This is a genomic window from Bizionia gelidisalsuginis (assembly GCF_008086185.1).
Lineage (GTDB): Bacteria > Bacteroidota > Bacteroidia > Flavobacteriales > Flavobacteriaceae > Bizionia > Bizionia saleffrena.
On record NZ_VSKN01000002.1, the window covers coordinates 49,285 to 72,120 of the forward strand.

General features: G+C 35.9%; 20 protein-coding genes. 11 read left to right on the forward strand and 9 right to left on the reverse strand.

The annotated features are described in order from the left end of the window. Positions 1–4: 4 nt before the first annotated feature. Positions 5–805 (reverse strand): polysaccharide biosynthesis/export family protein, encoded by an 801-nt coding sequence (locus ES677_RS02245; RefSeq protein WP_148380315.1) that lies wholly within the window; start codon positions 803–805, stop codon positions 5–7. Between the two features lie 106 nt (positions 806–911). On the opposite strand from ES677_RS02245, the gene ES677_RS02250 reads away from it, so the two are divergent. The 6 genes from ES677_RS02250 to ES677_RS02275 all read left to right on the forward strand — a co-directional run bounded on the left by ES677_RS02250 (position 912) and on the right by ES677_RS02275 (position 9,702). Further along, entirely contained in the window at positions 912–2,777 is a 1,866-nt protein-coding gene (locus tag ES677_RS02250; RefSeq protein WP_148380316.1) for an ABC-F family ATP-binding cassette domain-containing protein, read from the forward strand. Between the two features lie 22 nt (positions 2,778–2,799). Next, positions 2,800–3,576: an O-methyltransferase gene (locus ES677_RS02255; protein WP_317130601.1), complete on the forward strand. Its 777-nt coding sequence runs from the start codon at positions 2,800–2,802 to the stop codon at positions 3,574–3,576. 294 nt (positions 3,577–3,870) lie between these two features. Continuing rightward, entirely contained in the window at positions 3,871–4,443 is a 573-nt protein-coding gene (locus ES677_RS02260) for a cob(I)yrinic acid a,c-diamide adenosyltransferase (RefSeq protein WP_148368070.1), read from the forward strand. Between the two features lie 196 nt (positions 4,444–4,639). Further along, positions 4,640–4,861: a DUF2795 domain-containing protein gene (locus ES677_RS02265; RefSeq protein ID WP_008272287.1), complete on the forward strand. Its 222-nt coding sequence runs from the start codon at positions 4,640–4,642 to the stop codon at positions 4,859–4,861. A gap of 167 nt (positions 4,862–5,028) precedes the next feature. Beyond that, positions 5,029–8,385 (forward strand): preprotein translocase subunit SecA, encoded by a 3,357-nt coding sequence (gene secA, locus ES677_RS02270; RefSeq protein WP_148368071.1) that lies wholly within the window; start codon positions 5,029–5,031, stop codon positions 8,383–8,385. A gap of 447 nt (positions 8,386–8,832) precedes the next feature. Next, entirely contained in the window at positions 8,833–9,702 is an 870-nt protein-coding gene (locus ES677_RS02275) for a hypothetical protein (protein ID WP_148380317.1), read from the forward strand. Positions 9,703–9,845: 143 nt separating this feature from the next. Here ES677_RS02275 and ES677_RS02280 read toward each other — a convergent pair whose 3' ends face one another. From ES677_RS02280 to ES677_RS02295, 4 genes are all read right to left on the reverse strand, one after another. Beyond that, positions 9,846–10,541 carry a peptidoglycan DD-metalloendopeptidase family protein gene (locus tag ES677_RS02280; RefSeq protein ID WP_148380318.1) on the reverse strand — a complete coding sequence of 232 codons (696 nt, stop codon included), beginning with the start codon at positions 10,539–10,541 and terminating at the stop codon, positions 9,846–9,848. Positions 10,542–10,707: 166 nt separating this feature from the next. Next, positions 10,708–12,123: a Gfo/Idh/MocA family protein gene (locus ES677_RS02285; RefSeq protein WP_148368074.1), complete on the reverse strand. Its 1,416-nt coding sequence runs from the start codon at positions 12,121–12,123 to the stop codon at positions 10,708–10,710. Between the two features lie 24 nt (positions 12,124–12,147). Next, complete coding sequence (locus tag ES677_RS02290) at positions 12,148–13,188, reverse strand: phosphotransferase enzyme family protein (RefSeq protein ID WP_148368075.1); 1,041 nt, start codon at positions 13,186–13,188, stop codon at positions 12,148–12,150. Continuing rightward, positions 13,188–14,057 (reverse strand): glycosyltransferase family protein, encoded by an 870-nt coding sequence (locus ES677_RS02295; protein ID WP_148380319.1) that lies wholly within the window; start codon positions 14,055–14,057, stop codon positions 13,188–13,190. The genes ES677_RS02290 and ES677_RS02295 overlap by 1 nt, the downstream gene beginning before the upstream one ends. A gap of 203 nt (positions 14,058–14,260) precedes the next feature. On the opposite strand from ES677_RS02295, the gene ES677_RS02300 reads away from it, so the two are divergent. Both ES677_RS02300 and meaB read left to right on the forward strand, forming a co-directional pair. Then, positions 14,261–14,815, forward strand: coding sequence for a DUF2911 domain-containing protein (locus ES677_RS02300; protein ID WP_148368077.1), 555 nt, complete (start codon positions 14,261–14,263; stop codon positions 14,813–14,815). 22 nt (positions 14,816–14,837) lie between these two features. Beyond that, a complete protein-coding gene (gene meaB / locus ES677_RS02305) occupies positions 14,838–15,914 on the forward strand; it encodes a methylmalonyl Co-A mutase-associated GTPase MeaB (RefSeq protein WP_148368078.1) in 1,077 nt (358 codons plus the stop codon). A gap of 20 nt (positions 15,915–15,934) precedes the next feature. On the opposite strand, the gene ES677_RS02310 is transcribed toward meaB, so the two are convergent. After that, a complete protein-coding gene (locus ES677_RS02310; RefSeq protein ID WP_148368079.1) occupies positions 15,935–16,876 on the reverse strand; it encodes an NAD-dependent epimerase/dehydratase family protein in 942 nt (313 codons plus the stop codon). 95 nt (positions 16,877–16,971) lie between these two features. On the opposite strand from ES677_RS02310, the gene ES677_RS02315 reads away from it, so the two are divergent. Genes ES677_RS02315 through ES677_RS02325 form a run of 3 tightly spaced genes read left to right on the forward strand, consistent with a single transcriptional unit; the run spans position 16,972 to position 19,935 of the window. Next, positions 16,972–17,685 (forward strand): glycosyltransferase family 2 protein, encoded by a 714-nt coding sequence (locus ES677_RS02315; protein ID WP_148368080.1) that lies wholly within the window; start codon positions 16,972–16,974, stop codon positions 17,683–17,685. After that, complete coding sequence (locus ES677_RS02320; protein WP_148368081.1) at positions 17,685–18,317, forward strand: lipid-A-disaccharide synthase N-terminal domain-containing protein; 633 nt, start codon at positions 17,685–17,687, stop codon at positions 18,315–18,317. Before ES677_RS02315 ends, ES677_RS02320 begins: the two co-directional genes overlap by 1 nt. Beyond that, a complete protein-coding gene (locus ES677_RS02325) occupies positions 18,301–19,935 on the forward strand; it encodes an ArnT family glycosyltransferase (RefSeq protein WP_148380320.1) in 1,635 nt (544 codons plus the stop codon). Before ES677_RS02320 ends, ES677_RS02325 begins: the two co-directional genes overlap by 17 nt. A 552-nt stretch (positions 19,936–20,487) precedes the next feature. Here the strand turns inward: ES677_RS02325 and ES677_RS02330 are convergent. The 3 genes from ES677_RS02330 to ES677_RS02340 form a co-directional block, all read right to left on the reverse strand. After that, on the reverse strand, positions 20,488–21,063 hold the full coding sequence (locus tag ES677_RS02330) for a phosphatase PAP2 family protein (RefSeq protein WP_148368083.1): 576 nt from the start codon (positions 21,061–21,063) through the stop codon (positions 20,488–20,490). A gap of 132 nt (positions 21,064–21,195) precedes the next feature. Next, the gene (locus ES677_RS02335; protein WP_148368084.1) at positions 21,196–21,423 is read right to left on the reverse strand and encodes a hypothetical protein; all 228 of its coding nucleotides are present in this window, start codon (positions 21,421–21,423) and stop codon (positions 21,196–21,198) included. Between the two features lie 7 nt (positions 21,424–21,430). After that, on the reverse strand, positions 21,431–22,804 hold the full coding sequence (locus ES677_RS02340) for an MATE family efflux transporter (protein ID WP_148368085.1): 1,374 nt from the start codon (positions 22,802–22,804) through the stop codon (positions 21,431–21,433). Positions 22,805–22,836 lie beyond the last annotated feature (32 nt).

Below are 22,836 nucleotides of genomic sequence, written 5' to 3' on the forward strand. Positions count from 1 at the left end.
AGGTTTAAAGATTTCGTGCTAAAAAGTAGGTCGAGACGACTACGGCGAATAAAGAAGCAATAGTGGTTAAGGTTTGCGTTGCCGTTTCACCTGCACCTATAGCTTTACGCTTTAAAGGTTTTACCAAAATAATATCGTTGGGTTGGATATAGTAATACGGCGATTGTAGTGCCGTAATATCGGTTAAATCAATATGGTGTATTTTCTGACCTTGTGGGTATTGTCTAATCACCAAAATATCGGTACGGTCACCAGTATTTTTTACATCACCCGCATTGGCCAAGGCTTCAATAATATTAACGCGGTCTTGAAATAGGGTTAATACTCCCGCCCCTCCAACTTCGCCCGTTACTGTGTAACGTAATCCGGCTAGTTTAACGGTGATAAACACCTGAGACACATCTTTTAGATATTTTTTATGGAGCTCTTCCTTTACTTTTTCGGTAACCTCATCGGTAGTAAAGCCCAAAACATTAATTTTTCCAAGAATAGGGAATTCAATATTACCATGTAAATCTACGGTATAGCCGTTAAAATATAACGCCTGCTGGCCACCTTCTCCTGTGGCATCTTCAACGGGTTTAAAAACCTCAACTAATTTTTTTAACTCCGAATCTATCGCTTTAATATTTATACTTAGTATATCGTTAATTTGGAGGCGGTACGGTTTGGACAGCTCTTTTACAACAAGCGCATCGTCTACAACTGTACCTTTATCTTGTAAGTAAACAACATCTTTATTGGTAATGCACGAAGAACTTAAAAGGTTGAGCAATACCGTGAAACATATTATAAATCGTTTCATTTTTTGGCAATTGGTTTAATCACAAATATAGCTTTTCGTCACGAATAACAAAACTTCTATCCCGTTTTTTGGTTTTTAAACCGTTTATTTGCATAAAAACAATATATTGAATTATTTAACGGTAGAAAATATAGCAAAGTCTTACGGTGAACTCACTTTATTTGAAGACCTTTCGTTTAGTGTACATAAAGATCAAAAAATAGCTTTCGTCGCTAAAAACGGAACGGGTAAAACCTCTATTTTAAATATTATAACGCAATTAGACACCCCAGATTCGGGTCAAGTTGTTTTTAGAAAAAATATAAGAATGTCTTACCTGTCTCAGGAACCGCATTTGGATGAAAGTTTAACGGTAGAAGACACTATCTTTAATTCTGACAACCCTATTTTGGATGTTATAAAAAACTACGAAAAAGCATTACTTAATCCTGAAGACGAAGAGGTTTATCAACGCGCATTCGAGCAGATGGATATTAATAATGCATGGGATTTTGAAACCCTATACAAGCAAATTTTATTCAAACTAAAATTAGATCAGCTCGATCAAAAAGTAAGTGAATTGTCTGGTGGACAGAAAAAACGGCTTTCTTTGGCTAATGCATTAATTAATAAACCCGATTTATTAATTTTAGATGAGCCTACCAACCACTTAGATCTTGAAATGATTGAATGGCTGGAAGAGTTTTTTGCCAAAGAGAATATTACTTTGTTTATGGTAACGCACGACCGTTATTTCTTAGAGCGGGTGTGCAATGAAATCATAGAATTAGATCATGGGAAACTGCATTTCTATAAAGGTAATTATTCGTATTACTTAGAAAAAAAGGAAGCACGAATAGAACAGTACGAATCGGAAACGGGTAAAGCCAAACAACTCTACAAAAAAGAATTAGGCTGGATGCGCAAGCAACCAAAAGCGAGAACGACGAAATCGAAATCTAGAATTGACGATTTCGCCGATATTAAACACCGCGCAAACCAACGCCGTCAAGATCACGAAATACAATTAGAACTAAATATGGAACGCTTGGGAAGTAAAATTCTAGAGTTTCATAAAGTATCTAAAGCTTTTGATGATAAACTGATTTTAGATAAATTTAATTACGTTTTTCAAAAAGGAGAACGCATTGGTATTATTGGAAAAAACGGAACAGGAAAATCGACATTCCTAAATATTTTATCTGAAAGAGAAGCACCAGACTCTGGTACGGTAACCGTTGGGGAAACCGTGAAATTCGGGTACTATACTCAAAAAGGAATCACTGTAAAACCCGATCAAAAAGTAATTGATGTGGTCCGTGAGTTTGGCGATTATATTCCGTTAAAAAAAGGGCGTCAAATAAGTGCACAACAATTATTAGAGCGCTTTTTATTCGATAGAAAAAAGCAATATGATTTTGTCGAAAAATTAAGTGGTGGTGAACGCAAACGCTTGTACTTATGTACCATTTTAATTCAAAATCCAAACTTTCTAATCCTCGATGAGCCTACCAACGATTTAGATATTGTTACGCTAAACGTTTTAGAGCAGTTTTTACTCGACTTTCCAGGGTGTTTAATTGTAGTTTCTCACGACCGTTACTTTATGGATAAAATTGTAGATCACTTGTTCGTCTTTAGAGGTGAAGGTGTTGTAGAGAACTTTCCAGGTAACTATTCTGACTTTAGAGTGTATGACGACAGTAAAGAGGTCGTTCAAGAAGCAGACGACGCATCGAAAAAAGAGAAGAAAAACTGGAAAAAAGAAAACAATATAAAGTTATCTTACAGCGAACAAAAAGAATATAAAAGTTTAGAGAGTAAAATAAGCAGTTTAGAATACGATAAAAAAGAGTTTGAAAAGAAATTTTTAAATCCGGAGTTAAGCACAGAACAGATTAACGAACTGTCTGAAAAACTTCAAAAGATTATTTCATCGCTCGAAGAAAAAGAAATGCGCTGGTTAGAACTTTCCGAAAAACAAGAAGGATAATCGCGTTACTTAATTCGTTTTTATGATGTGGTACACTATTGCAGCCTATTTTAAATTTTTAACTAAAGCATCTAATCAGCACGGGGTTCATTCGCCTTTTGTCTACAATTTTATCACGCAATGTGTGTACGACAAACAGCGCTACAGCGACTATTCGAAATTAAAAAATTATCGTAACCATCTAGCGTCTAACAACAATACGCTAGAGGTTACCGATTTAGGCAGAGGTTCTCGTGTAATGAAAAATAAGGCGCGCCGCATTAGTAAAATGTCGCGCAACGCTGGCACCCCTTTAAAACGTGCTAAGTTGCTGTTTCGTTTGGTGCGTTATTTTAATTCGCAACAGATTTTAGAATTAGGTACCGCTTTGGGTACAGCGACCTACGCTATGCACAAAGGCAACCCGGAAGCAAAAATAACAACGATTGAAGGCTGCCCAAATATTTCAGAGTTTACAGCAAATACCTTTAAACAATTTCAAATTGAAAACACGACACTGATAACAGGTGATTTTAAAAAGGAATTACCGCCTTTAAAAAACAATACCTACGACCTTGTGTTCTTTGATGGCAATCATAAAAAAGAGGCTACAATTCTTTATTTTGAAACGCTATTAGAAACCGTTCATAACGACTCTGTCTTTATTTTTGATGATATTTATTGGTCTGAAGATATGACTGAAGCTTGGGAACACATAAAACAGCATCCAAAAGTCACTGTAACCGTAGATCTCTTCTTTTGGGGTATTGTTTTCTTTAGAAAAGAACAAGCCAAAGAACATTTTAAAATACGTTTTTAAGTCTAGGGGTTGGCTATATTAAGTCGTCAACTAAAATAGTTTGTGGTGTGGTCAATGGTTAACACAGAGCTACAAAATATTGTTACTTGTTTCTGAAAAGTGAACCCGCAAACAAATTCTAAGCTAACCTTGTACTGCCCACTACTTAAATCTATCAATATTAGCTCTTGACTCTTTACTCCCGATTCTGAAAAGTGAGCTTGCGAATCGTCCTCCTAATACCTCATATCTTATACCACCGCCCTAATACCTAATTATCTTTCAAACTTCACTTTTTCTACATACCTTTAACCTATGAAAATTTACACAAAAACTGGAGACAAAGGCACCACCGCTTTATTTGGTGGCACCCGAGTACCAAAGCATCATATTCGAATTGATAGTTATGGTACCGTAGACGAGTTAAACTCACATATTGGCTTAATTCGCGATCAAGACATCAATCAAGATTTCAAAGACATTCTTGTCATTATACAAGACCGTTTATTTACTGTGGGCGCTATTCTGGCTACCGACCCGGAAAAAGCGACCCTTAAAAATGGTAAAGAGCGTTTAAATATTCCAAAAATATCAGAAGAAGATATTGCTCTTTTAGAACGTGAAATGGATGCGATGAATGCCGACTTGCCACAAATGACGCATTTTGTATTACCGGGCGGACATCAAACGGTGTCATTCTGTCACATTGCACGTTGTGTATGTCGTAGAGCAGAACGATTAGCTTCTGCATTGAACGCATTAGAGCCCTTTTTACCAGAAGCATTAGTGTATCTAAACCGCCTATCTGACTACCTTTTTGTGTTGGCACGAAAATTGTCATCAGACCTGCAAGCAGACGAAGTCAAATGGATTCCAGAGAAGAATTAACCCCGTTTAATTCTTCTTTTTAAAAACATAGAAACACAAACCACATCTGTAATTTAATAACACTGCAAGATATTTACAGTCAAATAGTTTCAGTGCAAAAAAGACGTTCTTTTTTATTATTGATAAAATAATTCACTTTTTCCTTGACTATTACAACTAAAAAATTATTTTTGCAAAAAAATAAACCTAATAAGAAATGTATTGGACTTTAGAATTAGCATCTTATTTAAGTGATGCGCCTTGGCCGGCAACAAAAGATGAGCTTATAGATTACGCTATTAGAACAGGAGCTCCTTTAGAAGTTGTTGAAAACTTACAAGCAATTGAAGACGAAGGAGATTCGTACGACTCTATAGAAGAAATATGGCCAGATTATCCAACAGACGAAGACTACCTCTGGAATGAGGACGAGTATTAATAAATTAAATCATAAAAAAAAGTCTCATAATGGAGGCTTTTTTTTGTGCTTATTTTAAAAAAAGCACAGAAACAAAACGTATCTTTAAGCCCTTTTTACAAAGGTTTATAACCTACATATAATAATTACCGGTATAGCTATATTGGTATAACCATAAATAATCTACAATGAGTTTTTTAGATTCAGTATTAAAAGTATTTGTTGGCGACAAATCAAAACAAGACGTTAAGTCTATTTCGCCAATCGTTGAAAAAATTAAAACACACGAAGCAGCCTTAGAAGCGTTATCTCACGATGAACTTAGGGCGAAAACAGCTGAATTTAAAGCCATTATAGCAAAAACTAGGCAACCGTTTAATGATAGAATAGAGGCTCTTTTGGAGGAATCTACGGCTTCTGATGATATCGATAGACGTGAAGACATTTATTTAGAAATAGATAAAATCAAAGAAGAGTCGTATGCTGCAACCGAAGAAACCCTAGACGAGATTTTACCTGAAGCCTTTGCCGTAGTTAAAGAAACAGCAAAACGTTTTACCAACAATACCGAAATTACAGTAACAGCAAATGCTTTCGATAGAGATATTTCTAGCTCTAAAGGCTATGTAACCTTAGAAGACGACAAAGCAAAATGGGCTAACTCTTGGGATGCTGTTGGAAAGGCCATCACTTGGGATATGATACATTACGATGTACAACTTATTGGTGGTATTGCGATGCACCAAGGTAAAATTGCCGAAATGCATACTGGAGAAGGTAAAACATTAGTAGCAACGCTTCCCGTATACTTAAACGCTCTAGCAGAAAAAGGAGTACACTTAGTAACCGTAAACGACTACTTAGCGAAACGTGATAGCGCGTGGATGGCGCCTATTTTTGAGTTCCACGGTATGAGTATTGATTGTATCGATTACCACAAGCCAAACTCAGACGCTCGTAAAAAAGCCTATAATTCAGATATTACTTACGGTACAAATAACGAATTTGGTTTCGATTATTTACGTGATAATATGGCAAACTCGCCAAACGATTTAGTACAACGTCCACACCACTACGCTATTGTCGATGAGGTCGATTCTGTATTAGTCGATGATGCCAGAACACCATTAATTATTTCTGGACCAATTCCGCAAGGCGATCGTCACGAATTTACAGAATTAAAACCTAAGGTTGATGATATTGTAAGCGTGCAACGCCGTCACTTAACACAAGTTTTAGTAGATGCTAAAAAGTTAATTGCTGATGGAGATACTAAAGAAGGTGGTTTCCAATTATTAAGAGTCTATAGAGGAATTCCTAAAAATAAAGCCTTAATTAAGTTTTTAAGTGAGGAAGGCATCAAACAACTCCTTCAAAAAACGGAAAACCAATATATGGCAGACAATAACCGTGAGATGCCAAAGGTAGATGCGGAATTGTATTACGTTATTGAAGAGAAAAATAATCAGATTGAATTAACAGATAAAGGTATCGAATACATTTCTGGTAAAGACAATCCTGATTTCTTCGTAATGCCAGAAATTGGTATTGAAGCGGCTAAAATTGAAGCTCGAAACCTACCAACGGAAGAAGAAGCCAATTTAAAAGAAGAATTATTTAGAGATTTCGGTGTTAAATCCGAACGTATTCATACCCTTAACCAATTACTAAAAGCATACGCTTTATTTGAAAAAGACAACCAATATGTTGTTATGGAGAATAAAGTAATGATTGTAGACGAACAAACCGGTCGTATTATGGATGGTCGTCGTTATAGTGATGGTTTACACCAAGCGATTGAAGCCAAAGAAAATGTAAAAATTGAAGATGCAACCCAAACTTTTGCAACGGTAACACTTCAAAATTACTTTAGAATGTACCGTAAACTGTCTGGTATGACGGGTACAGCGGTAACCGAGGCTGGAGAGTTATGGGAAATCTACGAACTAGATGTTGTAGAAATACCTACAAACAGACCTATTGCACGTGATGATAGAGAAGATTTAGTTTTCAAAACAAAACGTGAGAAATACAACGCCGTTATCGACGAGGTCACCAACTTATCGCAAGCGGGACGGCCAGTATTAATTGGTACGACTAACGTTGAAATTAGTGAGTTGTTAGGTAGAATGTTAGCATTACGTAAAGTACCACACAACGTATTAAATGCAAAATTACACAAAAAAGAGGCCGATATTGTTGCCGAAGCTGGACAACCAGGACAGGTAACAATAGCAACCAATATGGCAGGTCGTGGTACCGATATTAAATTATCAGATGCGGTAAAAGCGTCTGGAGGTTTAGCTATTGTAGGTACCGAGCGTCACGATTCACGTCGTGTAGACCGCCAATTAAGAGGTCGTGCTGGTCGTCAAGGAGATCCAGGAAGTTCTCAATTCTATGTGTCCTTAGAAGATAACTTAATGCGTCTATTTGGTAGTGAACGTATCGCAAAAATGATGGATAGAATGGGCCTTGAAGAAGGTGAAGTGATTCAACATTCTATGATTTCTAAATCTATAGAACGTGCACAGAAAAAAGTAGAAGAGAATAACTTTGGAGTTCGTAAGCGTTTATTAGAGTATGATGATGTAATGAACTCGCAACGTGAAGTCGTTTACAAACGTCGTCACCACGCTTTATTTGGAGAACGTTTACGTGTGGATTTAGCAAATATGATTTTCGATATTTCGGAAGTTATTACTGAATCGAATAAATCGGCTAACGATTATAAAAATTTCGAATTTGAATTGATTCGCTATTTCTCTATGAGTTCGCCAATCGCTGAAGCTGATTTTAGCAAATTGTCAACCCAAGTGATTGCTCAAAACGTTTATAAAGCAGCTTTCGAACATTATAAAGCAAAAATGGATCGCAACGCTGAAGTCGCTTTCCCTGTAATTAAAGATGTTTATGAAAATCAAGGTGATAAATACAAACGTATTGTAGTACCATTTACCGATGGTACAAAAACATTAAATGTCGTTACGGATTTAGAAAAAGCCTACGAATCTCAAGGTATAGAACTGGTAAAAGATTTTGAAAAAAATATTGCTTTAGCAATTATTGACGATTCTTGGAAAACCCATTTACGTAAAATGGATGAGTTAAAGCAATCGGTACAATTAGCTGTGCACGAGCAAAAAGATCCCTTACTAATTTATAAGTTTGAAGCTTTCGAATTGTTTAAAACAATGATCGACCAAGTAAATAAGGATGTCATTTCATTCTTATTTAAAGGGGAATTGCCAAGCGAAACTACAAATGCGATTAGTGAAGCAAAGCAAGTGGGAGATAAAGACATTTTAAAAACGCAAAAAGATGAGATCCCGAATCTTGATGAGCGTTCGTCTCAAAACCAAGCTGCTGGAAATTCAAAACGTCAACAGCAAGTGGTAGAAACTATTGTTCGCGACAAACCAAAAGTGGGTCGTAATGATAAAGTGACGATTAAACACGTTATGAGTGGTGAAAATAAAACAGTAAAATACAAGCAAGCCGAACCTTTATTAACTAAAGGAGAATGGGTGATTGTTGAAGACTAATACCTTATAATACTATTATTAAAGCCTGAAGTTTAGTATAAACTTCAGGCTTTTTTTGTTTTTATAATTCGGCTCGTTTTACTAGTCTCATTTGTTACATTACTCATAATTAAATTATTACTCCACACTCTAACAAAACGTCTACAACAATTTCAAAAAGCTTATTTATAGCGCAACTTAAAGTATCTAGTCGTTGCCAAGTTAAAAAAAACTTATAGCAGTCCATTTAATTGGGTTAAACGAATCCATTAAATCATTAACTGCTTTACATTTATTACATAGTACTTTTATGGCAAGACTGACTCTCAATCAACTACAATAAAGCCTTTAAAGAAAGGTTTTTAACAATTATTTCACATTTACAATATAAATTGCTAAATTCGCAAGTAAAACTAAGAAAAAACCTACAAATTCTTAATTAATAAACCCAAATTATAAAACCTACTTATGAAAATTACTAATTTACTATGCGTATTTGTTATTATATTTAACAGCTGCGGGACTACTCAAAAAATCAATAAAGACAAAATAATAGGATCTTGGACAGTCTCGGATATTAAAAAATTTGATAAAGATTATTTAGAAATCACCGCCGATACTCCATTAGCGTCAGGAAGTGAGCAACTTAATAAAGGTTCTGTGCTGTATTTATTTCCAGACTCGACCTTTACACAATTGGTAGACCAAAAAGTTAAAATTGGACAGTGGTCGTTTCAAAATGACAATGAGATTAAATATAGCAATCAGAAGCTAACAATAGAGCGGTTTGAAGACTTAGAGACCGCTAGAAGCTTATTTGCAAGTATTCCAAGAGAGGATAAAACTGTAGAATCTGAATTAACCCTAGTCGAAGAAGTAATAAAAATAAAAGATTTTAAGAAAGATCCTTTTTATCCAGAGAACAATCAATGGAGAGAACGTCCTTTAAAAAGAGAAAGCAACGCGGAGATTATTAATCGACTATCTAATTACCTACTGCACAATGCCTACATTTTAAAAGCTGCGCACGAAAGAAATGAGAACTCAGTATCCTTTACGCATTCTAAGGGGATTATTAAAGTGTATCAAGGCGGAATAGGTATCGTTAAAGAAAACAGGATTCACCAAGTGTGGTTTGATTATTTTTATAATGAAAAAGATGCTATGAAAGCGTATCACTTATTTAATAGCTATCTTAACAATGAGGGGGTTTATACGAAAAAGTCGACAGGAGATTGGGTAAAGGATGATTATGAAATATTATTAACGCTACATTCTCAAATTAGTAAAACCGAAAAAAAGGACAACCGTAGGTTTATTGAAAAAAAGACCAGCTAAAAATATAGATTTAGAAACCACTTTAGCACGGTTTAATTTGTGCTAATTGTTAAAGAAACAAAAGCCTGAACAATAGCAATAATGTTTAGGCTTTTATTGTTTCTGCAAAAAAAACAGTATCATTTCAGTGTAATAGTCTAATCCTATTTACCTAAACCCAAAATAATATTCGGATCGGGGCAATTATTTTTATAGAACTCTAAATCCTTAATGCAAGTCACGCCAGGATAGTCTCCACTATTGCCTTGAAGGTCTCTAATAACTTGAAAATGTAAATGTGGTGCATATTCACCATTTACTTTAGCATCGCCTAAAATAGCAATCATTTCCCCTTGTCTTATTATATCCCCTACTTTTAATGACGGTAAAGATCCACGACTTAAATGTCCGTATAGCGTATAAAATGTCACCGTCTTAATAGTATGTTTTAAAATGATGGTGGGACCATAATCACCATAATTGGTATTGTCTTTAAAGCTGTGAATTTCACCATTAAAAGCGGCTAAAACAGGTGTTCCGGCTGCAATCCACAAATCTATTCCCAAATGAATATTACGTTCGGTTTCAGGATGTCGTGTGTTAAAATAAGCACTACGCGAATACATACCGCGTTGTTCTAAATAACCGCCATAAGCCACTTGTTTATTATGAAAACCAAGTGTACTTGTAATATAGTCGTGCCAAGCTATAGCTGAAGACATATCAAACTGTTTTAAATCGTCATTAGCTTCAGATAAATCTATGGGCATATACTGCGAAATATCAATGGAAGCATCTATAACAACGATAGGATTGTGAGCTATTTCAGCTAAAAATATAGAAAAGGTAGTGCTAGTCATATCTTAAAAGTAATCTTCAAATGTAAAAAAAGAAACGCATAAAATGATACTATTTTAAATAGATGTCCTAACCGTAAACATTCGGTAAAGAACAAAAAAAAGACTATCATTTCTGATAGTCTTTTTTAGTATATAATAGTTTATAATTTACTCTAAAGATGTTATGCTACTCTTGAGCAAATTCAACGCCATCTAATTTATCCCAACCACCACGAGTAAAATCTGGAATTTCAACAGGAGCCGAATTATTATCTAAAGACAATTCTGTTAACGGTCCTAAGCACGACCATTCTGCTAAATCGTACACGTCCATATCTAGAGGTAATCCTTTTTGAAGACAATGCATTAAACGGTAATCCATAATAAAATCCATACCGCCGTGGCCACCAACTTCTTTGGCTTTGTCTTCGATATCTTTTACAATAGGGTGTTTATATTTTTCCATTAACGCCTTTTTAATGTGATCTGGCGCAAATTGGTGTGTGGTAAAATTATCCGAAGGTTTTACAATATCACTTCCTAAATCTTCAGCATTTAAGGCATACCCTTCTAATGGATATTTGTTAGCATAACCTTTTGTACCGCTTAATTGAAACATTCTAGAATACGGACGCGGAGACGTTACATCGTGTTGAATCTGAATGGTTTTTCCTAATTCAGTTCTAATCATTGTCATAGTATGGTCGCCATTTCTAAAATCGGACACCACTTCTCCGGTTTTCTCTTTAATATAGGCCGGATTCCCCACTGCCTTTGTGTCCATAGACACTAAATAATTCATTTTATCACCACGGTGAATATTCAAAGATAAACACGCTGGCCCCATACCGTGCGTTGCATACACATCACCTCTGTGATCTCGGTTATAGTCCATACGCCAGTTATTCCAATACTCGCCCCAAAATGGTTGTAATTGGTGTATATAAGAGCCTTCAGCGTGTAAGACTTCTCCAAAGACACCTTGTTGTGCCATATTTAAGCTTGTTAACTCAAAAAAATCATAGACACAATTTTCTAACTGCATACAGTGTTTTTGGGTTTGTTCTGAAGTGTTTATAAGCTCCCAAATCTCTTCCATAGTTAAAGCGCCAGGCACTTCTATAGCGACGTGCTTACCGTCTTTCATTGCTTGCACACCCATTTTTGCGTGGTTCTTCCAATCGGTAGCAATATAAATCAGGTCTAAATTTGGTAAAGCGGAAAGGTCTCTCCACCCCTCCTCACCATAAAAGGCTTGTGCTTTTGGCAAACCTAAACTTTCTAAGTTCGCATTGACAGCTTCGGTACGGTCTTCCATAATATCGCAAATGGCAACAATCTCTACATTAGGAATATTAGTAATTCGCGAAACGGCACCTGAACCGCGCATCCCCAAGCCTATAAAACCAACACGAACTACCGGTATTGGTGCTGCAGTGAGTTTTAGCACGTCTTTTTGATCTGCAGGACGCACCGGAACAGTCGTTTTTAAAAGCATAGACGTGGTTGTATCCACCACTTGATTTGTCGTTTTGCAAGACCATACAGTCAGTGCTAATACTAGCAAAAGGACTACTCCTTTTTGAAATGGTAAGTGTTTCATTGTAATTGTTTTAAAGGATTAAATTTACAGAATATTAAACTGTTTATTAAGATAGTGTTTCACGTGCTTAAACAAGTGTAATTGTGTCCGTGTTCGCACTAAATTGTGAGTATCGTAACGCACATCGTAATAGATGTCGTTTCTTAAGTAGTCTTCTAAAAAGCGGCAGGCTTGTTCTAAAAGAATTAAAGGCAAACTAAAATGGATGGCGTTTAATTCTTCGGGCGTTAAAAACGATTGTCCTTCCTTTACATAAGCCATTATAAAAGCATCGTAAATTGCTGCGTTAAAACCGACTTTAGTTAAATCTTGCTCGTCTTCGGGTGCTGTGCTTGCGCCTGTTCGCAAGGCGTCGCCTATATCGTGTAAAACACTACCCGGCATTACCGTATCAAAATCTATGATGGTAAGCAGTTCTCCTGCTGTCGAAAATAAAAAATTACCGACTTTCGTATCGTTATGCACCACACGCTGCGGAATTATGTCTTTGTGAATTGCCTCTGCAATAGTGTGAATGCTTTCGAAGTTTTCTGTGATGTATTCCATTTCCCGATGTGCATTTAAGCGTCTTTCTTCTAAAGCTGAAGCACTACTCGCTAACAAATCGCTGTAGCGTTTTTCTGTATTATGAAAATCGGGAATGGTAATTTCTAGCTCTGAAACAGGAAAATCGGTTAATGCCGAATGAAATCGCGCCAAGTAACCTCCCAATTGCGAAGCCATTTTTGGAGAATCTATTTTATGCTGCACACACGACGAAATATAACCTGATATTTGCCAAATACCATCTTCGGTGTCTACATAAAAAGTGTCTGCTTTTGTCTTTAAAAACTGTATGGTTGAAAAATGATGCGCATTTAAATAGTTCACCACTTTAATTTTATTATTCAGGAGTTCTCCAATATTAGGAAACACCTCTTGATTTATTTTCTGAATAATAAAAGTACCCTGAGACGTTTCAGCCTTATAGGTGCTATTTATCAATCCACTTTGCAACGTATCTACAGTATTAATAATGATCTCATTAAAATAATACAAAAGAATATTATGAAGTCTCGCTTTCATTATAAGTCGTCGTAAATTCCGGTATTGTGTAACTGCTGTAATTGCATCTTCACCATTTCTTTATCCGTTTTGTACGTTACGCCCACCCAATGAGATTGCGTTGGGATAGCTTTTACTTCCATTAAACGGTGCTGTATCATCCTATCGATGACACTTGGTAGTTGGTATTCTAAGTTGGCGTTTTGTTTCCAATTCTCAATAAATTCTGAAATATCATTATCTATAAAACCGAAAATTTCGGGCGTTAATCCCCACATATTCATAGATACCAATGTTCGTTCAGGGAGTTCTTTTTCTCCTCCTTCAATCGTTGAATACACAATCTTACCCTCCTGTCTTCTAATCTTTTCGCGTTCTACTGTGGTTTGTAACCAACCGTTATCGATAGTCGCTTCTGCCCTATTTACCACACCATTACTACTCAATGTTTTATCAATAGGAAATAAAACAGCACAGCAATCACTTTGAGTTTGCAAATAATTAAAGGCTAAACGAAAGGACTCACGGCCATAAAAATCGTCGGCATTAATTAATACAAACGGAGTGTTAACGGCATCTTTTGCGCACCATAAGGCGTGCGCTGTGCCCCAAGGTTTTTCGCGATAATATTTATTATCTCCTATAGTAATATTGGTGTTTTGTATTGCAAAGGTTACTGGCCAGTTTCGGTTTGTTATATAACGCTCGGTTAACGTCGCAACCATAGACTCTTGTACCACCAAAACGACAGATGTAAACCCAATGTGTAAGGCATCGAACAGAGAATAATCCATTATAGAATGTGCGTTGGGCCCCATAGCGTCCAATTGCTTAAAACCACCATAACGCGAGCCTAAACCTGCTGCCAATACCACTAATGTTGTGTTCATCTTCTTTTTTTTGATGTTCAACAAATTTATTCTTTAATTATTGAAATAAACTCTAATTTCAGAATTAGCGTTATTTTTAGTAGTAATGCTTAAAAATTGTAAACTTTTTATTCATACTATTAATATGGTGTTAAATTATAATATTCTATGTAGTAACAAATAGGTTTTAAAGTATCTTTATACCTAAATAAATGCTATAAGTAATGAACACTTTTTTTAAATGGTTTATATTAGTTTTACTGGTTGTTGCAGCTGGTGTATTCTCCTATTCTTACCTTAACGACGGAATTTTTAACGAATCTTTAAGTCCGAAGAAAACAGTGGCCTTTGAAGTTGACGATATAGAACTTAAAGTGGTTTACAACCGCCCATCTAAAAGAAATCGCGATGTTTTTGGAGCGTTAGTACCGTACAATAAAGTATGGCGAACTGGTGCTAACGAAGCGACTACTTTCGAAACAAGTAAAAATCTAACAATCGATAATAAATTACTTCCTGCTGGGAAATATACGTTGTGGACGATTCCAAATGATACGTCATGGAATGTTATTTTCAACTCTAAAATGTATTCTTGGGGTGTGAATGAAACTATGGAAGCTATGCGCGAACCGCAATACGATGTGGCGACTATTAGGGCTGAACCTCAAAAAATAAGCACAACGGTGGAGCAATTTACCATCGCCTTTGATAATTCTACCGATAATTTGTTCTTAACCTTGGCTTGGGATACGACAAAAGTTGCCGTACCTTTGAAATAATTAGCATTAAATCATCTCATTTTTGACACCTTCTAAAAAATCGGCTTTAAAAGAAAACGATGGCGTTTCGCAACCAGAAACAACCAACGCACTATCGATTTCAAAAATTAAAGCAAGCAGAAAAAAAGAACGCTCTGTAGAATCGCTCGTTTCTGCAATTTTAGAAGGAAATATTACTGCTTTAAGTCAAGCAATCACTTTAGTAGAAAGCAAAAACCCCCAACATTTAGAAAAAGCAAACGCCATTATAAAACAGTGTTTGCCACACGCTAACACATCGGTCAGAATAGGAATTACGGGTGTTCCGGGTGTGGGAAAAAGTACGTTTATCGAAGCTTTTGGAATGCATCTTACTGCTATTGGTAAAAAAGTCGCTGTCTTGGCAGTAGACCCCAGTAGTTCGATTACTAAAGGTAGTATTTTGGGAGATAAGACCAGAATGGAAGATTTAGTAAAAAACAAAAATGCTTTTATTCGACCGTCGGCATCAGGGGCATCTTTGGGTGGTGTGGCGCGCAAAACACGAGAAAGCATTATTTTATGTGAAGCCGCAGGTTACAACAGTATTATTATAGAAACCGTTGGTGTAGGCCAAAGCGAAACCGCTGTACATAGTATGGTGGATTTCTTTTTGCTTTTAAAATTGGCTGGTGCCGGCGATGAACTTCAAGGTATTAAACGCGGTATTATTGAAATGGCCGATAGTATCGCTATTAACAAATCTGATGGAGATAATATTAAAGCCACAAAATTAGCGAAAGTAGAATTTAACCGTGCTTTGCATCTCTATCCTGAAAAAGCGTCTAACTGGCAACCTAAAGTAACAACGTGTAGCGCCATTAATGAGGAAGGAATTGATGAAATTTGGACGATTATTTCTGATTATGTTACGTTAACAAAAGGGAACCAGTTTTTTAATGACAATAGAAGAGAGCAGAATAAATTTTGGCTCATTCAAACTATTGAAGAACAACTTAAAAACGACTTTTTTAATAACACCGAAGTAAAAGTAGAACTCGCAAAACAGCTTCAGTTGATAGAAGATAATAAAACGACACCGTTTGTTGCAGCCGATTATCTATTAAAATTGAAAGTATAATACTTCATTTGAAACTCCAATTACAGAAAATTCTTGGTGTACCACGCCACTTGCTTTTCTACCGATTCTAGTAAGGTCGTTTTAGGATTGTAATTCAATAGTCGTTTTGCTTTTTCAATAGTTGCTTTCGTACGCAATTGATCGCCAGCACGTGCAGCGACTTTATTAATAGCAATGGATTGCCCAATCACTTTTTCTACCGCCTCAATCCCCTCTTGAGTGGTATGTTCTACTTCGGTTCCTAAGTTTATAATTTCACCATCTACAGCCGTTTCGCTACCAATAACACTTACAATACCATCTACAATATCGCCAACATAAGTAAAGCTACGCAGGTGCGTCGCACTACCTTGATATAACGGAAAAGCATTACCATTATACGCACAAGCAATGAGTTTGGTGTACATTTTCTCTGGGCGTTCGCGTGGCCCGATAACAGAATATAAACGTAGCGAACACGCTTTAAATAGCGTTTCTCTACTTTTTTGAAGCACCAATTGTTCGGCTGCTAATTTTGTAACACCGTAATGAGATGCTGGTTGTGGCGCCACATCTTCTGGGAACGTTGCTTCCAATCCGTAGATTGACGACGTACCGATGTTTACCAATAACTCTAACGTTTTAAGCTGTGATGCATAATCGATTAATTGCTTCGTTGCTAAGATATTGTTGGTAAAATAATCTTCGAACGTTGACGCTGCCGAAATACCTGGCTGCGCCGCAAAATGAAAGATATAATTAATATCTTGAGGTAAAATCGCACATAAATCATCCGTGCGTAAATCACCTTTTATAATGGCAATCCCTTTCTCACGCAAAGCCTGTTCGTTTAACTGCTTCAATTCTAGACTGTAATATGGATTAAAGTTATCTAAACCAATGACGTCGTGCCCCATTTCTTTCAGTCTTTCGCACGTATGCGATCCAATAAATCCTGCAGCTCCTGTTACTAATACTTTCATAAATTTCAAAATCGTAGTACAAAGAAACATATTTTATTTCATACTCATTTTCAATTCTTAAAAAAACAATACATTTGCAGTGTTAATACTTATTTATGAACTACGATTTTACAATAGTTGTACCGGTTTACAACGAAGAAGATAATTTATTACGTGTTGAAACCGAATTACTAGCGTACACCAAAAAAGCGTCGAAAAAAACTAAAATACTCTTTGTAAACGATGGTTCTAAAGATAAAAGCCAAGAGCTTATTGAACTCATTGCAGCTAGAAATCCTGAATTTTCTTTTATTTCATTCTATGAGAACCGCGGCTTAAGCGCCGCTATTAAAGCAGGTTTCGATTATACCAAAACACCTTTGGTAGGTTATATAGACTCCGATTTACAAACTGCTCCAGACGATTTTAATTTATTGTTAGCGCATATTGGCGATAACGACTTGGTAACGGGCGTTCGCGAGAATAGAAAAGACAGCTTTGTTAAAAATATGTCGTCTACCATTGCCAATGGCATCAGGCGCAGTTTTACGAGTGACGGCATGGACGATACCGGTTGCCCACTAAAAGTTATTAAAACTGATTATGCCAAACGTATTCCTATGTTTAAAGGTTTGCATCGTTTTTTACCGGCAATGATTTTATTGCAAAAGGGACGCATTAAACAAGTCCCTGTACAGCATTTTCCGCGTCTCGCTGGCGAAGCTAAGTTTGGAGTTTGGAACCGTTTGCTAGGGCCATTAATGGACTGTTTCGCCTATTTATGGATGAAAAAAAAGTATATTAATTATACCGTAGCAAAACAGGGATAATGAGCGACTGGATCATTTATAGTATAGGTTTCTTCGCGCAATTATTGTTCTCTGCGCGTTTAGTTGTACAATGGCTTACCAGCGAAAAACAAAAGCGCGTGATAACACCTACACTATTTTGGACCTTAAGCTTAGTCGCTTCGTTTCTACTTTTTATTTACGGATATTTACGTAATGATTTTGCCATCATGTTAGGACAAGGTCTTACCTACTTTATTTACATTAGGAATTTACAATTACAAAACCAATGGCAGAGATATCCCGCGATTATCCGTTATATTTTATTATTTATGCCTGGATTTATAACGATATTTTACTTTAACAATAATAATATTGACGTTACTCTATTGTTTAAAAATGAAAGTATACCTGTCTGGTTACTTATTTTAGGTATTGTATCACAAACTGTTTTCACCTTCCGTTTTGTGTACCAATGGTTATATTCCGAAAAACATAAAACGTCCTCTTTACCTTTCGGTTTTTGGGCCTTGAGTTTAGTAGGATCTCTTCTTATCTTAGCGTATGCCATCTTTCGAAAAGATCCTGTACTGTTAGTTGGTCATATATTAGGAGCGACCATTTATGTTAGAAATTTAATTTTATTAAAAAAACAAGATGCCCAAACTACTTAAAGAATATCCGATACTTACGATTTGTTTATTGGTAGCCTTAATGCTATTACCACAATTAGATGCCATTCAAGTATCTATTATGGAAGCACGAAATTTTGTCACCGCTCGCGAAATGGTTTTAAACGATAATTGGTTGCTAACGACTATGAATGGAGAACCTCGTTACCAAAAGCCTCCGTTACCTACTTGGCTTACTGCCTTCTCGGGATTATTTTTTGGCATTAAGAGTGTTTTTGGTATGCGCTTACCCGCTGTTCTCTTAGTAATGGTAACAGGATCTTTTATGTATAAGCTCTCGAGAAGCATGTTAAAAAGCAGAAGCCACGCTTTAATTAATGCCCTCATTGTTGTAACCTCTTTTTACGTCATCGGGATTGTTATTGAAGCCCCTTGGGATATCTTTACGCACGGTTTTATGTTGGTAGCCATTTTTCATTTGCACAAGTTATTTAAAGCCGAGGGCGTGGTGTGGAAACATACCGTAGTCGCCGGTTTGTTTATCGGTTTTTCTATTTTAAGTAAAGGTCCCGTCTCGTTTTACGCCTTATTATTACCCTTTTTAATCGCTTATGGCGTCACTTTTAAATATAAAAATGCTAAAGCAAAAGTATTCTCCTTTTTTAGTGTACTCGTTATTGCTTTAGTCGTTGGTGGCCTCTGGTATGTTTATGTGCGTTTAAACGATCCTACAACTTTTAATGCGATTACCGAAAAAGAAACTGGCAATTGGACGAGTTATAATGTTAGGCCCTTTTACTACTATTGGAGCTTTTTTATACAAAGTGGTTTATGGACTATTCCCGCATTTATAAGTTTACTTTTTCCATATTTAAAAACACGAGTTAGCAATTATAAAGCTTATAAATTTAGTTTACTATGGACTATTTTAGCCGTGGTCTTACTCTCGATTATTCCAGAGAAAAAATCGCGATACTTAATGCCCGTTTTAATTCCGTTAGCTTTTAATATTGGTTTCTATATTGAATACTTAATCCGTCGTTTTAAAGACATAAAAGACAAGCGCGAAACGTTACCTGTATATTTCAATTTCGGATTAATAGGCACTATCGGTATTGCGTTTCCCATTGTGTTTTATATTCTATTTAAATCGGAATTACAGCAGCATTGGTTACCGTTTGTTTTAGCATCTATCGTATTAGTGACTCTGGGCGTGTTTATTCTATTGCGACTAAAACAGAAAAATATGAAGCACGTTTTTTTATTAACAGTACTCTTTTTTGCTGCTGTGTTTGCTGTGGGATTACCGCTAATGCAATTATTTAAAAATGATAATTTCAATTCCATAGCCACGTTAAAAAATGATAACGATACGCGTGGTATTACTTTGTATTCCTTTAAATACGTCGCTCCAGAAACCATTTGGCAATATGGTGATATGATACCGCGAATTCCTTATAAAAATAACGCTTTTCAATTTCCTTTGGAATCTAAATTTGGAGTGCTGACTAATCTCTTATCGGCTGAAGATTTAAAGCTTTTAAAAGATAATTTTAACGTAAAAGAAGTAGAAACTTACGATTTAAACCAAGCCAAAGAAGGGACGCAACACTACAACGACCGTTTAACAAATACGTTTTATATTCTTAGTGAGAAGTAGAGGTTTTTACGTGTAGAATGCCCTAGGGAGCAGACAGGAATTTCATGTGGCGTTAATCAGCATTTTTGTATTCATTCTTGATAGTTAAAGGGATTATTTTTAATCTAAAGTTGTCAGCGCTGATTAATTAAATTCCTATTATACTTTCGGTAAAACAGTCTGATTTTCATTATCAATCAAATATCCGTTACTATAAATGTGATTGGTTTTATGTTGTCGAAAAACCTCAACTCTTTCTGAGTTCTACTTTCAAATTGGTTATCGATAGCTACATTAATAATTCCTTTATTTTGTTTTTGGCCAGAAACGCATTTGTAGCACTCAATATATATTGTTTAAAAGATAGTTAGTCCTGAAATATTTTCTGGTGGAATTTAGTTTTAGATATCAATACTTATGCTAATAGTAGCATTTATAATCAAAATTCGGCTTTCCAAAATGTAGTACAAACCCTTTATTAATTTGATTTTAACCGTGCATCCCGAATTAAAAGATAGAAGTATAAACACTGTTAATATTTATTTCATTCCATAATTTTCAGCATATAACTAACTACTTAGCCACCGTAAAGCGTTTTTGCACATAGCGTTCTAATCTATAAAACCCATACCCTGAAACTCCTCCGAAAACCATTCCGCTTAAAATATCTAAAGGAAAGTGTACCCCAATATACACACGACTGTACGCCATAAATAACGACCACACAATCATAATATAAATTAAGTATTTAAATCGGTATTGCAGCATTTTCCCTGTAAAAATAGCGACTGCCATACTATTACTAGCGTGTCCAGAGAAATAACCATATCGACCTCCACAATGCGATTTCACTAAACGCATTATATCTACCAAGCTTTCGTCTTGGCAGGGTCTAAGTCGTTTTACACCGTGTTTAAACAAATTGGTTACCTGATCTGTAAACGTGATCATTAATACGATGATGATTACGGTTAGTACAAACATTTTTGAATTCAATTTTTTGTACATTAAAAACACCAAAACGGCATACAACGGAATCCAATTAAATTTGGCAGTAAAAAACATCCAGAAAGCATCCCAATAGACGTTTCCCATTCCGTTTAAGTATAAAAATAAGTCTTTATCTAACTCTACAAGTTGTTCTAACATTTAAAATATTTTGGGCGTTACCATTAGGTCGGGCTTTTGGCAATTGCTTCCCGAAAAAACACGAGAGCATCAACTTCGAAGTAATCTCGAATACTTCTCTATAGTACTAAAATGAATATAATACTTATCGTATTAATCATCGTATCTTAAAACCTCTCTATCGTAAAAAGCAGTCGCTAATTCAATTAAGTTTTCGGTTTCTAATTCTAGTTCTTTCTCATCATCTTGGTCAAACTCTTCTAACCATTCCACCTCATCATCTTCTAAATTTATAATAAACATAGGGAATTCTGTATGTATCACAAAAATAGCATTCGGTAAATCGGTATTATCACCGAGTATAAATTTAGGCAGTTCCATAGATAATTTATTTTTGAGCAATTAATTTTTTTGTAAGGTAATTAAATCGAATATATAATAAAATAGAAGCGGTAGTTAATCCTGCAATTAATCCCATCCAGATACCAAAACTAGAAAAATACGCTTCGGTTCCAAAATAATAACTAATAGGAAACCCTATTAACCAATAAGAAATAAACGTCAAAATCGTCGGTATTTTCACATCTTGCAACCCTCGCAACGCTCCCAAAACGACGACTTGAATACTATCGCTAATTTGAAATACCGCTGCAGCCAACAATAATTTTGAGGCAATACTTACCACTTCCATGTTATCTTCATAGTTAATAACATCATCAAAATCGACATAAATTCGTGGTAAATATTCGCGAAATGCCAAAAATAGTAAGGCGAAAAAGAGCGCTAAGATAGTGCCTAATAAGAAAAGTGAAAAAGCGATACGTCTTAGCTCATAATAGTTTTTTAATCCCTTTTGGTTCCCCACCCGTATCATTGCCGCAACACTTAAGCCTGTAACCACCATAAACGTCATAGAACTTAAGTTTAAAGCAATTTGGTTCGCTGCTTGTGGGTTTTTACCCAGCAACCCACTTAACCATACCGCCGAGGTAAAGATACCGACCTCAAAAAACATTTGCATAGCACTAGGCGTACCTAGATTTATTATCTTTCTAAGCATTAATTTATCTAAAACAAATAATTTTATGTTGGTAACAAAGTAACGGCTTTTGTCTTTCTTCTTTAATAAATACCATAAGTACCACAACATCACGAAACGCGATATTAAAGTTCCGTAAGCTGCACCAACGATACCGTATTCTGGGAAGCCAAACTTACCAAAAATGAATAAATAATTTAAAACGATATTAATTAAGTTCCCAATAATAGACGCATACATTGGGTATTTTGTCATAGACATACCATCGCTAAACTGCTTAAAGGCCTGGAATACTATTAAGGGAATAAGGGAGAACGCCACCAAATCTAAATAAGGCAGTGCCAAATCCACAACCTCAACAGGCTGTTTCATTAAGTACATTAAAGGTTTTGCAAAAAAGATAAGTAAGAAAAGTAAAATGCCTAAAACCGTACATAAGACTAACCCGTGCTTAAATGCCGACTTACCGTCTTCTTTATTATTAGCCGAATCCGCCTCGGCAGCTAACGGCGTAATGGCGGTACTAAACCCGATACCAATAGACATTGCGATAAACATAAAACTGTTTCCTAAAGAAACCGCTGCGAGCTCGGCAGTACCTAACTGCCCAACCATAATATTATCTACAAAACTGACAAAGGTATGACCCAACATACCCAGCATAACAGGCGCTGCGAGTTGCCAATTGTATTTAAACTCTTTAGTGTACTTACTTAAAATCATCGTGCAAAAGTAATACTTAGCGTTGAGCTTTG

Excerpts from the sequence above, each read along its gene's own strand:
- ES677_RS02255 (WP_317130601.1), top strand. The coding sequence starts at position 2,800 with ATGATGTGGTACACTATTGCAGCCTATTTTAAATTTTTAACTAAAGCA.
- ES677_RS02300 (WP_148368077.1), top strand. The coding sequence starts at position 14,261 with ATGAACACTTTTTTTAAATGGTTTATATTAGTTTTACTGGTTGTTGCA.
- ES677_RS02340 (WP_148368085.1), bottom strand. The coding sequence starts at position 22,804 with ATGATTTTAAGTAAGTACACTAAAGAGTTTAAATACAATTGGCAACTC.
- ES677_RS02310 (WP_148368079.1), bottom strand. The coding sequence starts at position 16,876 with ATGAAAGTATTAGTAACAGGAGCTGCAGGATTTATTGGATCGCATACG.
- ES677_RS02275 (WP_148380317.1), top strand. The coding sequence starts at position 8,833 with ATGAAAATTACTAATTTACTATGCGTATTTGTTATTATATTTAACAGC.
- ES677_RS02320 (WP_148368081.1), top strand. The coding sequence starts at position 17,685 with ATGAGCGACTGGATCATTTATAGTATAGGTTTCTTCGCGCAATTATTG.
- ES677_RS02260 (WP_148368070.1), top strand. The coding sequence starts at position 3,871 with ATGAAAATTTACACAAAAACTGGAGACAAAGGCACCACCGCTTTATTT.
- ES677_RS02325 (WP_148380320.1), top strand. The coding sequence starts at position 18,301 with ATGCCCAAACTACTTAAAGAATATCCGATACTTACGATTTGTTTATTG.
- ES677_RS02290 (WP_148368075.1), bottom strand. The coding sequence starts at position 13,188 with ATGAAAGCGAGACTTCATAATATTCTTTTGTATTATTTTAATGAGATC.
- secA (WP_148368071.1), top strand. The coding sequence starts at position 5,029 with ATGAGTTTTTTAGATTCAGTATTAAAAGTATTTGTTGGCGACAAATCA.
- ES677_RS02245 (WP_148380315.1), bottom strand. The coding sequence starts at position 805 with ATGAAACGATTTATAATATGTTTCACGGTATTGCTCAACCTTTTAAGT.
- ES677_RS02280 (WP_148380318.1), bottom strand. The coding sequence starts at position 10,541 with ATGACTAGCACTACCTTTTCTATATTTTTAGCTGAAATAGCTCACAAT.
- ES677_RS02315 (WP_148368080.1), top strand. The coding sequence starts at position 16,972 with ATGAACTACGATTTTACAATAGTTGTACCGGTTTACAACGAAGAAGAT.
- ES677_RS02335 (WP_148368084.1), bottom strand. The coding sequence starts at position 21,423 with ATGGAACTGCCTAAATTTATACTCGGTGATAATACCGATTTACCGAAT.
- ES677_RS02295 (WP_148380319.1), bottom strand. The coding sequence starts at position 14,057 with ATGAACACAACATTAGTGGTATTGGCAGCAGGTTTAGGCTCGCGTTAT.
- ES677_RS02330 (WP_148368083.1), bottom strand. The coding sequence starts at position 21,063 with ATGTTAGAACAACTTGTAGAGTTAGATAAAGACTTATTTTTATACTTA.
- ES677_RS02285 (WP_148368074.1), bottom strand. The coding sequence starts at position 12,123 with ATGAAACACTTACCATTTCAAAAAGGAGTAGTCCTTTTGCTAGTATTA.
- ES677_RS02265 (WP_008272287.1), top strand. The coding sequence starts at position 4,640 with ATGTATTGGACTTTAGAATTAGCATCTTATTTAAGTGATGCGCCTTGG.